The following is a 12374-nucleotide window of genomic DNA, read 5'->3' as shown; positions in this document are numbered from 1 at the left end:
TACACGCCAAAATTGACAACAAAATAGTAGTTATTCACGACATTTTGCGGTGATTGGCGTTCATTTGCGGCATGGTGGCCATTTACCCGTCCAAGATTACGGTGGTAAATCTTGCGGTTTTCCAGGCAAAACGGTAGAATCCGCCGCTTTCTGATACCCGATTGCCAAAGGCAAACCCTCTCCGGGGGGTGAATCGACTGCCGATCGGGTATCGCTCCTTGCCTTACTGCACATGCAGAAGGCTGCCTAAACCGTAAGGAGATACAATGAGGCACTATGAAGTTGTGTTCCTGGTTCATCCGGACCAGAGTGAACAAGTACCCGCTATGATCGAGCGTTACCGCTCGGGTATCGAAACCAAGGGTGGTTCCATCCACCGGCTTGAGGATTGGGGACGCCGTCAACTGGCCTATCCGATCAACAAGATCCACAAAGCACACTATGTTCTGATGAACATTGAGTGCGATCAGGAAGCGCTGGACGAGTTGGAAAGCGCCTTCCGTTTCAACGATGCCGTCATTCGCAATATGGTGATTCGTCGGGAAGAGGCGATTACCGAGCTCTCGCACTTGGCCAAATCCCAGGAAGCTGACGAACGCCCAGCGAGCCGTGGCAATGATGATGATGCACAGAACGAAAACGAAGATTCAGTTGAAGAAGCGACTGAATCAAGTGACGACTGAGCAGCAGGAACAGAGAGAGGACAAATAGATGGCACGTTTTTTTCGACGTAAGAAATATTGCCGCTTCACAGCGGAAGGCATCAGCGAGATCGATTACAAAGATCTGAATCTCCTCAAGGCCTATGTCAGTGAGAGTGGCAAGATCGTACCCAGCCGTATTACCGGTACGAAAGCAAAGTATCAGCGTCAGCTGGCGAGCGCGATCAAGCGCGCTCGCTATATCGCGCTGCTGCCATACACTGATCAGCACTAAGGGGAGTTCATACCTGCCGGGGTAGCGGAATGAAAGCAGTGGCATCCTTCGTGATGCGTGGGCCAGCGCGATCAGCCATGGTGGCAACGGTACTGGCCGTGCTGTCGATCATCATTCCATTTATCGGTGTGTTCAGCAGTGCCAGTGTTGCTCTGGTTACCCTGAGACTGGGTGGTCTGGCAACAGCCAAGGTATTACTCCTTGCAACATTCGCCTGCGCTGTCCTGATGACACTGATTTTTGGTAACCCGCTGGCGGCGCTGGGCTTTCTGCTGGTGTTATGGATACCAGTGGTGTTGCTCGGACTGCTGCTTCGCAATACCCGCTCTTTGGCTTTGACAACCCAGGCCGGATTGATTTTCGGCCTACTGGCGATACTGGTGCAATACATCAGTATGGGGGATCCGGCCACTTTCTGGCGAGAGTATCTGGAGCCCATGAGTCAGCGCTTCATTGAGGCTGGTCTGTTTGATCAGGCTCAAAGCATTGAGGTTTTAGACCAGCTTTCCAGAATGATGTGTGGGCTGGTCTCGGTCGGTTTTCTGCTGCAGATGTTACTCAGCCTCTATGTGGCTCGTTGGTGGCAGTCGATACTCTACAACCCGGGCGGGTTTGCCGAAGAGTATCAGCAGATGCGACTGCACCGGTTTGTGGGCGTTGCAGGTGCTGCGGCACTGTTGCTGGGACTGCTTCCGGAACAGAGCTATCCGGCCATATTGGGTTGTTTGGGAGCAGTGGTTCTGGGGTTGTTGTTTCTTCAGGGCATGGCGGTGATTCATGGTCTGGTGAAACTGATCAAATCCGCCCAGCTCTGGTTGGTAGTGACCTACCTGATGCTGATTGTTTTTTTACCACAGATGGTGCTGGTGATGATCAGTATCGGTCTGCTGGATATTTGGATCGATTTTCGAGCCCGCTTTAAATCGCAAAGCAGCGGGTAAGAAGTCGCGCGACAAGCCGCCGAAGGTGGTTTGGACGCAACTAAAGATTTGACCTAATAAGGGTGATTACAATGGAAATTATTCTATTGCAAAAAGTGGATAACCTGGGTGATCTGGGTGAAAAGGTAAATGTTAAGAGCGGTTTCGGCCGTAACTTTCTGATTCCCAGCGGTAAAGCCATTCCGGCTACCGAAGCGAATCTGAAGGTTTTCGAGCAGCGCCGTGCTGAGCTTGAAAAAGAGGCTCAGGAGAAATTGCAGGCTGCCGAGGCCCGCAAAGCCAAGCTGGACGGTATGGAACTCTCCATCACCTGTAAGGCGGGTGATGAAGGACGTCTGTTCGGTTCGGTCGGCACCTCGGATATCGCCAAGGCGGCAAGCGCTGCTGGCGAGTCGGTGGAGAAGAAAGAGGTCATGCTTCCGAATGGCCCCTTCCGGATTGCCGGTGAGTATGAAGTCGACCTGCATCTGCATGCGGATGTGGACGTCACCATCAAACTGACCATCGTTCCAGAGGCTTGATCGCCAGCCTCGGCTGTCGATCGTTTCCCGCTAGCCACAGTTCTCGACGGCGCCTTTCAGGCGCCGTTTGAGGATATGTGATGCCGGCTGTTTCAGCCAGCGGCACGACAGCTTCGCTTTCGCTATGGCTCAATGGTATGCAGCTGGCAGTTTTTGCAGTTGTTTCAACCATTTGCCACACTACCTTCAATACGCCTCTCAGCACGGTGATTGATCCGCGGCTTTTCATTCCCCCATCGGGCCGTTTTGATGCGTGCTCCAGCCGAAGCAAGGGACGGGTTCTCTTTCCTCGACTCCTCCAATACCGTATCCTTGTCTGTCCTTGCGGCCAATTTGATAAACTTAGATTCCGCAGTTGACCGCTCCATTCTGTTGCTATTTTGTTGAATGAGATGAAAAAAGTTTCGATAGAGGGTGTCCCTCGCTGGGTGGGTCAGGCTACAGGGCGAATTGCACGCTTGTGGCGGCGCATGGCGGCGTTGCAACTCCTTGCCCTGCACCCCCACAAGCGCACACTTCACCCTGTCCAACTGCGGATTCTAGGTTCAACCCAAAAACTAACGTATTCCGATGTCTGAATCTGCCTATCCAGAAGAGCTTGCTGTCTATCCGGAAGTCGAACAGCGGGCGATCAAGGTACCGCCCCATTCAAGCCAGGCCGAGCAGTCGGTTCTTGGGGGATTGCTGCTGGATAATGCCAGTTGGGACAAGGTGGCGGATCTGGTGGTCGATGGGGATTTCTACCGCAAAGAGCATCGTTTGATCTTTAGCGCCATCGCCGCACAGGCTGAGGATAACCAGCCTTTTGATGTGGTGACCCTGGCAGAGCATCTGGAGCGTAAAGAGGAGCTTGGGGATGCCGGTGGCTTACCCTATCTGGTACGCCTTGCGGAAGAGACGCCCAGTGCCGCAAACATAAAATCCTATGCCGGGATCGTGCGTGAGTATTCGGTAATGCGCCAGCTGATTTCGGTTGGTACCGATATCTCCGATAGTGCTTTTCACCCCCTGGGTCGTAAGGCTGAAGAGCTGCTTGATGTCGCTGAACGCAAGGTTTTTGAGATCGCTGAACAGACCAGTAAGGGTAAGGGTGGATTCACACCAATCAAATCCCTGCTGACCAAGGCGGTTGACCGGATTGAAACCCTGTTCCAGCAGGATGAGCCGATCACCGGTATCAGTACCGGGTTTTCCGATTTTGATCAGATGACCTCCGGTCTGCAGCATGCGGACCTGATTATTGTTGCCGGCCGTCCCTCGATGGGTAAGACCACCTTTGCCATGAATATTGCCGAGAATGTCGCCATTCAGGCGGGCAAAGCGGTGGCTGTCTACAGTATGGAGATGCCGGGCGACGCTCTGGCGATGCGTATGATGTCATCCCTGGGGCGTATCGATCAGTTGCGGGTGCGTACCGGTAAACTGGAGGATGAGGAGTGGCCGAGGCTCTCTTCCGCCGTGAGTATGCTGGCAGAGACCAAGCTCTATATCGACGATACTCCGGCCATGTCGCCGACCGAGGTGCGTGCCAGAGCCCGTCGCCTGAAACGGGAACACGATGATCTCGGACTGATTGTGATCGACTATCTGCAGTTGATGCAGGCACCTGGTGAAGGGGAGAACCGGACCAATGAGATCTCCGCCATCTCCCGCTCCTTGAAGGCGTTGGCAAAGGAGTTGGATGTGCCGGTGATCGCTCTGTCTCAGCTCAATCGCAGCCTTGAGCAGAGAACCAACAAACGGCCGATCATGTCTGACCTGCGTGAGTCCGGTGCGATTGAGCAGGATGCGGATCTGATCGTCTTCATCTATCGGGATGAAGTCTATAACGAAGACAGCCCGGATAAAGGCATTGCAGAGATTATCATCGGTAAACAGCGTAATGGTCCGATTGGAACCACACGTCTGACCTTCCTAGGAAAATACACCAAATTTGAAAACTATACGGAAGATGTCTACGGCGACGAGGGGTATTGATGGAGTTTGCCCCACAGGCATTAATCGATCATGCTGCCCTGAGGCACAATCTGAGACTTGCCCGACAAGCCACTGACACGAGTAAAACCTGGGCGGTCATCAAAGCGGACGGTTATGGCCATGGTCTGTTCCGGGTTGCCGAGGCGTTGGATGAGGCAGATGGGTTTGCTGTTGCGCGGCTTGATGAAGCAATGGCGCTCAGACAACAGGGTGTGGTCAAACCCCTGTTGGTGCTCTCAGCCTGCATCAGCCGATCTGATTTCGAACAGGCCATATATGCAGACCTGCAGGTGGTTGTGCATCATCGAGATCAGTTGGATGTTTTAGAGTCCCTCTCCTCGACAGGCCAGCGGCTATCCGTCTGGTTAAAGCTCGATAGCGGCATGCACAGACTGGGGTTTACTCCGGCTGAGCTCAACGATAGCCTGGCGCAACTCAAGACTCTGCCGGTTGTTGGTGATATCAATCTGTTGAGCCATCTGGCCAATGGGGATGATCCTGACGATCCGATGACGGCTACTCAGTGTGAGCAGCTGATGCAAATCGATCCATCCCCTTATACGGCACGCTCACTGGCAAACTCAGCCGGGCTGTTGGCAAATCCCGCAACCCATCTTGACTGGGTGCGGCCCGGTATCATGTTGTATGGTGCTTCCCCTTTCATCAATACAACCGCAGCACAGTTGGGATTGCAGCCGGTGATGACCCTGAGCAGTCGGGTGATGGCGGTCAAATCCTGTCAGGCGGGAGATGCAATCGGCTATGGGGGGAGTTATGTCTGCCCCGAAGCCATGCCGGTGGCCGTGGTTGCGATTGGCTATGGGGACGGTTATCCCCGTCACGCGCCGAACGGCACGCCGGTGCTGGTCAATGGGGTTCGACTTCCGCTGGTAGGACGGGTTTCGATGGACATGCTGTGTGTCGATGCCAGGGCGCTGAACGGAATACAGGTTGGCGATGAAGCAGTATTGTGGGGAGGGGAATTGCCGGTGGAGGAGATCGCCCGGCAGGCGGGTACCATCGCCTATGAACTGCTCTGCGGTGTCAAGCGACGGGTTCGATTTCACGATCTCAATCGTCAACAGCTGGAGGGGTAATGGCGCAGGGCGGTAAAAAAGCGGCGAAAACCCAATATACCTGCAGTGCCTGTGGCGCCAGTTTTGCCAAATGGTCCGGTCAATGTTCCGAGTGCCACTCCTGGAATGTGCTGGAGGAGAGCCTGGCCCCGGCCACATCCGCAAAGGGACGCTTTGCCGGTTATGCAGGAACCGGTGGTCAGCAGGTGATGCCGCTGACTGAGGTAGAGACAGAGCATGAGGCCCGCACCACCACCGATAGTGCGGAACTCGATCGGGTTCTGGGTGGGGGGTTGGTCGAAGGTTCGGTGGTGCTGATTGGCGGTGATCCCGGCATCGGCAAGTCAACTCTGTTGATCCAGACCCTGGCCAGATTGTCCGTGAATATGCGCTCTCTCTATGTGTCGGGCGAAGAGTCTCCACGGCAGATATCGCTACGCGCCAAGCGACTCGATCTGGCGGTCGACAAGTTGAAGCTGTTACCCGAAACCTGTGTTGAGAGGATCATCGCTGTCGCCGAGCAGGAGAAGCCGCAGGTGATGGTGCTGGATTCAATTCAGACCATGTATACCGAGCTGCTGCAGTCTGCACCGGGTTCCGTCTCCCAGGTGCGGGAGGCAACGGCGCAACTGGTGCACTACGCCAAACGAACCGGTACCGCACTGTTTCTGGTTGGCCATGTGACGAAGGAGGGCAGCCTGGCCGGACCCAGGGTGCTGGAGCATATGGTGGATACGGTGCTCTATTTCGAAGGGGAAGCGGGGAGTCAGTTTCGTCTGATCCGTACCATCAAGAATCGTTTCGGTGCGGTCAATGAGCTGGGCATGTTTGCCATGACCGACAAGGGTTTGAAGGCGGTCAGCAATCCCTCCGCCATATTTCTGTCGCGCCAGGCGGAGCAGGTGCCGGGCAGTGTGATTCTGGTAACCCGTGAGGGAACCCGCCCGCTGTTGGTCGAGGTTCAAGCCTTGGTGGATGAGAGTCCCCTGGCCAATCCGCGACGTATCACCTTGGGTCTGGAGCAGAACCGGCTCTCCATGTTGCTGGCGGTGCTCCACCGGCATGGTGGTATCGGCATGTTCGATCAGGATGTCTATGTCAATGTGGTCGGTGGAGTGCGGATCACGGAGACCGCATCGGACCTGGCTGTGTTGATGGCGGCCCTCTCCAGTTTCCGCAACCGACCACTCGATCAGGGGTTGGTGGTATTCGGTGAATTGGGATTGACCGGGGAGATCAGGCCGGTCCCGAACGGAGCGGAACGGTTGCGTGAGGCGGCGAAACACGGTTTCATACGGGCCGTGGTGCCTAAAGCCAACGCCCCGAAACAGCCGATTGAAGGTCTGGAAGTGGTTCCGGTTGAGACCCTGGCTGAGGTTTTGCAGATCACTTGAATCAGCGGCAGGGCGTTATCTTATTTGCCGCGTGGCCCACTAACCAAGGGCTTCCAAATCTCTGTGCAGGATGATGTCGTCACCGAGATTCAGTTCAACCAGACGGCGCAGCAGAGAGATGCTGATCATATCGATCTCTTCACAGAGCAGGCCGAGCTGATCCTTTTCGACATGGGCGCAGGAGGCCAGCATCGAAATGGTGCCCCCATCGTCCAACAGCACTTTCAGGGTGACACTCTCTCCCACCTCGGGTGACCAGGCTGTCGGTATCTTAGCCAGGGCGCCTTTCAAGGAGATATCGATCAGTTCCGTTTCATAGCTGCCACTGCTGGTTTCAAGGGTGGCCCGAGCGTCGAAAATGATGCGGTGAAAGCGTCTGCGCTCTTTGTTGTCGTGATCACTCATAGATGACTCTGGTTAGGCGTGAAACTGCATCTGTGTGCCGCCCACTTCGATCAAATCCCCATCATTCAGCAGCTGACCCTGATCTGCAAGGGGCTGTTTGTTCACTGTGGGTGGATTGATCCCTTCGAGAAAGGAGATGTAGTAACCCTCTTCACGACGGGCGATCATGGCGCAATCCCCACCGGTATGCCCGATTCGGGTCATGTGGCGGTGTAGCGAGATTATGCGGCCGAAATTGTCGCCATTGACAATCTGCAATACACTGGAGGAAGCCTCTTCATTCTCCTCACTTTCATCTTCTGTCTCAGCCTGGGGTTGCTCGTCCGCTGCGGCAGGGGAGAGCGTAAGATCCGCACCCAGTTCCATCACATCTTCAGCAAAGGTGAGGGTGTGCTTGCCGATCTGTATGACATCACCATGATGGAGATTGATCTCTTCTGTCTTTGCATGGTTGACCAGCACCGGAAACGCCTCATCCTGAGCTTCCAGGCGATAGACATCCCCGGATTCGGTAATGGTGGCTTGTACTGGCGCGATGGCCAGGCTATCGATGGCGATGGCGCAGTCCGGATCACGACCGATCTTGGTCGAATCGGTTTCAAGGTGAAAAACGTCGATAACTCGACCTTTGAAGGAGAGGGTTAGTTTTGGCATGGAGCTATTTTAGATACAACCTGTACAAATGTAAGTATATATCCAGTTTCATTGATAAATCACTAATAAACTCACTTTCTAATTCCCATTCTGGGAATTAAACTACTGCGAAGAGGGGATTTCAATATCAGCCTATATTTCTGCTAACCTTATTTAATAACAATATGTTAATGGAACTTGTTTAATTAAAATCTTGGTTCGTCGTAATTTTGACATTTTGCAAAAATGCTGCTTAACTTCGCACCATTGCTACAAAATTCTCACTGCAATTAGGGCCTGATGAATGGGGCAGAGTTCTGACAAAGACGGTTCAGTGTTTCCTAATCTCTGTATTTATCTTTTCGATCAAGACGATCAGCGTCAAAATTATCTACAACACATCCTGAGCTTTGTTGAAGGGGATGTGGTTGTGGTTGATGACACCTCTCAGATCGAACTCAGTGAGCAGAGTCGGTATAACTGTGTGGCCGTGATGGTCGGCGCCGGAGAGGGGCGTGATAAGCAACTGGCCATGGCCAAGGATCTTGCCGAGAGCTATCCTAACCTGCCCGTGTTTCAGATTTACGATGAGCAAGAGGGCGCACCTCAGCTATTCGAGGGTCTCGAAAATGTCATTGGCAGCTTCAAACTACCCACCCTTTATGACGATCTCATGGCCCTGGCTCACAAGGCGCAGGTATTTCAGGAGCTGAAGAATCCTGAAGCAGGCAGTTCAAGACCTGTGGAGCTGTTCCGCAGTCTCTCCGGTAGCAGTCGTGCGACGCGCCAGGTCAATAAGATGATCGAACAGGTTGCCGATTCCGAGGCAACCGTTCTGATTCTTGGGGAGTCGGGTACCGGTAAAGAGGTGGTTGCCCGTAAACTCCATTTTCACTCGGTTCGCCGCGGCAAACCGTTTGTGCCGGTGAATTGTGGTGCGATTCCGGGTGATCTGCTGGAAAGTGAGCTGTTTGGTCACGAGAAAGGGGCGTTTACCGGGGCGATCAGTGCCCGTCAGGGCCGTTTTGAGATGGCCGAGGGTGGCACCCTGTTCCTCGATGAGATCGGTGACATGAGCATGCCGATGCAGGTCAAACTGCTGAGAGTCTTGCAGGAGCGTTCCTTTGAGCGTGTCGGCAGCAACAAAACCATCCCCTGTAATGTGCGGATCATTGCGGCTACCCACCGTAACCTCGAATCGGCAATCAAAAACGGTGATTTTCGTGAAGACCTCTTCTATCGTCTCAACGTTTTCCCGATTGAGATGCCGCCGCTCAGGGATCGGGTTGAAGATATCCCGGTGCTGGTGAATGACCTGATCCACCGGATTGAGAATGAGAAGCGGGGTTCCGTGAGGCTGACCCCTGCAGCAATTGCGGCTTTGAGCCACTACCGCTGGCCGGGAAATGTCAGGGAGCTGGCGAATCTGATCGAAAGGTTGGCGATTCTCTATCCCTATGGAGTTGTGGATATGGGGGAGCTACCGGAGAAGTTTAAACCGGCGGCTGAATTGATCGACACCACCAAGCTGCCACAGGTCAGTCTGGACGGGGATGAGCCTGGCACGACCCAGAATGCGCCACGACTGCCGAATGACGGCATCGACCTCAAGGCCCACCTCAACTCCCTGGAGCAGAGTCTCATTCAGCAGGCCCTGGATGAGTCGGACGGTATCGTAGCCCATGCCGCCAAACGTTTGCATATGCGCCGTACCACACTGGTGGAGAAGTTACGGAAATATGGCCTTCAGCGTCAAACAGAGTCGACGGGAATTTGACGTCTCTTCAGTTTAGAATTTATAACCTACTGATAATAAATAAAAAATAGTATAGGCACACATTTTGCTTCATTAGTCAGTGATGAATAAAGACTGACTACAGAGGCTATCGACGTGTCACCAAAACCATCACTTGCCGATCGACAACACGCCCTTGAGGCGGCCTTCACTATGTTCAATCAACTCTCCGAAGAGTTGACCGGCTCCTACCAGCAGTTGCAATCCCAGGTTCTGGAACTGAGTCAGGAGCTGGCGGCGGCACGTAGCGAGCGGATGGTGCAGCTGGCCGAGAAAGAACGTTTGGCCGATCGTTTGGAAAGGTTGCTGGAGACCCTGCCAGCGGCGGTGATCGTACTCGATGGTGAAGAGCGGATTCGTGAGTTCAACCCGGCCGCACAACGTCTGCTGGGCGGTCTAGAGGCCATGGCTCCATGGCCTGAGGTTGTTCGTCAGAAAGCATTGGGCGGTGTGATCAAAGGCAACGAGCTGAAACTGCTCAGCGGTCATTTGCTAACGCTTTCATCCAGTCGCCTGGAACAGGCACCTGGCCATATCCTGGTGCTGGTTGATGTCACCGAAACCCGCAAGTTGCAGGAACGACTCAACCGTCGTGAGCGGTTGACCGCGATGGGCGAAATGTCTGCTCAACTGGCCCATCAGATGCGCACCCCGCTGAGCAGCGCCTTACTCTATGCTTCCCATCTTGCCAGTGAGGATCTGAATCTGGCCAAACGTCAGCAATTTACCTCAAAGTTGAGAGACCGATTGCAGCATATGGAGCGTCAAATTCACGACATCCTGATGTTTGCCCGGGGTGAAGATGCAGGCGAATCGCGCATTCTGCTCAGTGAGCTGCTAATGCGTTTTTACTCCACTGTCGAGCATGATCTGCAACAGAGTAGCGTCTCATTGGTGATCGATGATCAGAGTCAGGGACGGGCGGTCATGTTGGGGCGGGAAGATGCCTTACTGGGTATGTTGAGCAATCTCCTTGAGAACGCAATTCAGCAAGGAGCGAAGGTTGTGCAGATCGTGCTGCAGGTTGAAGACGAGATAGAGATTCATCTGGCCGATGACGGTAATGGCATTTCCGATGAGCTGTTGCCACGAATTTTTGATCCATTTTTCACCACCAGAAGTGGCGGTACTGGCTTAGGTTTGGCAGTGGTGCAGAATCTGGTGCTTAACCATGGTGGTGAGATTCTGGCAAGTCACTCAAGCCTCGGCGGGGCACTCTTTCAAATCCATTTCCCACTTGCCTCACCGGCAATCGAGCAGCTTTCTCCGGTGGGATTCGACAAAGAAAAACAAACGCTTGGCGTTGCACACATAAGGAGCCTGTCATGAGTCAAACGACGGTGCTGATAGTAGAAGACGATCCTGCACTGCGGGAAGCGCTGAGCGATACCCTAGAACTGGCCGATTATTCGGTGGTCACCGCTGAAGATGGCAGATCGGCCCTTGAGCTGTTAAAGCAGGCGCCTGTTGGCATGGTTGTCAGTGATGTGCAGATGCAACCCATGGACGGCCATACCCTGTTGCGAGAGCTCAGAAAAGGCTATCCCGACCTGCCGGTTCTGCTGATGACCGCCTATGGCAGTATTGAAAAAGCGGTTATGGCAATGCATGACGGTGCCGTCGACTATCTGGTCAAACCTTTTGAGGCGGAAGTCCTGGTCAGCAAAGTGGCAGGCAATATTCTACCACTGGTGGAATCGGTGGATGCCGGACCGGTTGCTGAAGATGTGCGTAGTCGTGAAGTACTTGAATTGGCCCATCGGGTGGCGCAAAGCGAGGCTACGGTATTGCTGAATGGCGAGAGTGGTACGGGTAAGGAAGTATTCGCCCGTTATATCCATCAGCATTCCCCACGAAACAGCGGACCTTTCATTGCGATCAATTGTGCCGCGATTCCTGAAAACATGCTCGAAGCGGTGCTGTTCGGTTATGAAAAAGGGGCCTTCACCGGTGCCTATCAGGCCACAGCCGGCAAATTTGAGCAGGCCCAGGGCGGTACCCTGCTGCTGGATGAGATCTCCGAGATGAGTCTGGCTCTGCAGGCCAAATTGTTACGGGTACTGCAGGAGAAGGAGCTGGAGAGGCTGGGTGGTCGTAAAATGATTGAACTGGATGTGCGGGTTCTGGCGACCACCAATCGCAAGCTTCGGGAGGAGGTCTCGGCCGGTAGATTTCGTGAAGACCTCTACTATCGACTCAATGTCTTCCCGCTGACTTTGCCACCGCTGCGTGTGCGGCAGCGGGATATCCTGCCATTGGCGAACCATTTGTTGCAGAAGAGTCTGCGTCCCGGCCAGAAGCTGCCTCAGTTCAGTGAAACTGCTGAGCAGCAACTCATGACACACCCCTGGCCCGGCAATGTCCGGGAGCTGGACAATCTGATGCAGCGTGCATTGATTCTCAACGGCAGTGGTGAGATCGGTGTTGATGACCTCTGCTTTGAGTCGACGACCATTGATACCAAGCCCGAGATGGAGCGACAAACCGGCAATGCCGGAAAACTTCCTGACGATCTCCGTTCAGTGGAGGAGCAGATGATTCTGGACGCCCTGGGTGAAGGTGGGACCAGCAGAAAACATGTCGCCAGTCGTCTCGGTATCAGTGAACGGACATTACGTTACAAGATTGCCCGTATGCGGGATGCGGGTGTGGCCATACCGGGCTAACTGGTGCGGATAGTGCATAGACCTAAGTAG

12 protein-coding genes are annotated in these 12374 nt (G+C 54.0%); 10 read left to right on the top strand and 2 right to left on the bottom strand.

Translation table 11 applies throughout. The features are described from left to right. Positions 1-266 precede the first annotated feature (266 nt). The 7 genes from rpsF (at position 267) to radA (ending at position 6845) form a co-directional block, all read left to right on the top strand. Positions 267-683 carry a 30S ribosomal protein S6 gene (gene rpsF, locus AC4IE8_RS11810; protein WP_068993714.1) on the top strand — a complete coding sequence of 139 codons (417 nt, stop codon included), beginning with the start codon at positions 267-269 and terminating at the stop codon, positions 681-683. A gap of 28 nt (positions 684-711) precedes the next feature. Further along, positions 712-936 (top strand): 30S ribosomal protein S18, encoded by a 225-nt coding sequence (rpsR, locus tag AC4IE8_RS11805; protein ID WP_068993710.1) that lies wholly within the window; start codon positions 712-714, stop codon positions 934-936. A gap of 29 nt (positions 937-965) precedes the next feature. Then, positions 966-1877 (top strand): DUF2232 domain-containing protein, encoded by a 912-nt coding sequence (locus AC4IE8_RS11800; protein WP_490791086.1) that lies wholly within the window; start codon positions 966-968, stop codon positions 1875-1877. 71 nt (positions 1878-1948) lie between these two features. Continuing rightward, positions 1949-2398 (top strand): 50S ribosomal protein L9, encoded by a 450-nt coding sequence (gene rplI, locus AC4IE8_RS11795; RefSeq protein WP_068993703.1) that lies wholly within the window; start codon positions 1949-1951, stop codon positions 2396-2398. Between the two features lie 570 nt (positions 2399-2968). Continuing rightward, positions 2969-4375: a replicative DNA helicase gene (gene dnaB / locus AC4IE8_RS11790; RefSeq protein ID WP_068993698.1), complete on the top strand. Its 1407-nt coding sequence runs from the start codon at positions 2969-2971 to the stop codon at positions 4373-4375. Further along, positions 4375-5472 carry an alanine racemase gene (alr, locus tag AC4IE8_RS11785; protein ID WP_490791085.1) on the top strand — a complete coding sequence of 366 codons (1098 nt, stop codon included), beginning with the start codon at positions 4375-4377 and terminating at the stop codon, positions 5470-5472. The genes dnaB and alr overlap by 1 nt, the downstream gene beginning before the upstream one ends. Then, entirely contained in the window at positions 5472-6845 is a 1374-nt protein-coding gene (gene radA, locus AC4IE8_RS11780) for a DNA repair protein RadA (protein WP_490791084.1), read from the top strand. The genes alr and radA overlap by 1 nt, the downstream gene beginning before the upstream one ends. A gap of 39 nt (positions 6846-6884) precedes the next feature. On the opposite strand, the gene AC4IE8_RS11775 is transcribed toward radA, so the two are convergent. Continuing rightward, positions 6885-7250 carry a PilZ domain-containing protein gene (locus AC4IE8_RS11775; RefSeq protein ID WP_068993689.1) on the bottom strand — a complete coding sequence of 122 codons (366 nt, stop codon included), beginning with the start codon at positions 7248-7250 and terminating at the stop codon, positions 6885-6887. Between the two features lie 12 nt (positions 7251-7262). Beyond that, entirely contained in the window at positions 7263-7904 is a 642-nt protein-coding gene (locus AC4IE8_RS11770; protein ID WP_068993686.1) for an FHA domain-containing protein, read from the bottom strand. Between the two features lie 283 nt (positions 7905-8187). Between AC4IE8_RS11770 and AC4IE8_RS11765 the strand changes: the two genes are divergently transcribed. From AC4IE8_RS11765 to AC4IE8_RS11755, 3 genes are all read left to right on the top strand, one after another. Further along, on the top strand, positions 8188-9660 hold the full coding sequence (locus tag AC4IE8_RS11765; RefSeq protein WP_068993681.1) for a sigma-54 dependent transcriptional regulator: 1473 nt from the start codon (positions 8188-8190) through the stop codon (positions 9658-9660). A gap of 114 nt (positions 9661-9774) precedes the next feature. Further along, positions 9775-11007 carry a sensor histidine kinase gene (locus AC4IE8_RS11760; RefSeq protein WP_490791083.1) on the top strand — a complete coding sequence of 411 codons (1233 nt, stop codon included), beginning with the start codon at positions 9775-9777 and terminating at the stop codon, positions 11005-11007. Then, a complete protein-coding gene (locus tag AC4IE8_RS11755; RefSeq protein ID WP_068993676.1) occupies positions 11004-12344 on the top strand; it encodes a sigma-54-dependent transcriptional regulator in 1341 nt (446 codons plus the stop codon). Before AC4IE8_RS11760 ends, AC4IE8_RS11755 begins: the two co-directional genes overlap by 4 nt. Positions 12345-12374: the final 30 nt, after the last annotated feature.

It is taken from the genome of Candidatus Thiodiazotropha sp. AKAK2, from assembly GCF_058244685.1.
Note: the sequence above shows the minus strand (reverse complement) of the source record. Positions and strands in the feature narration are given on the sequence as shown.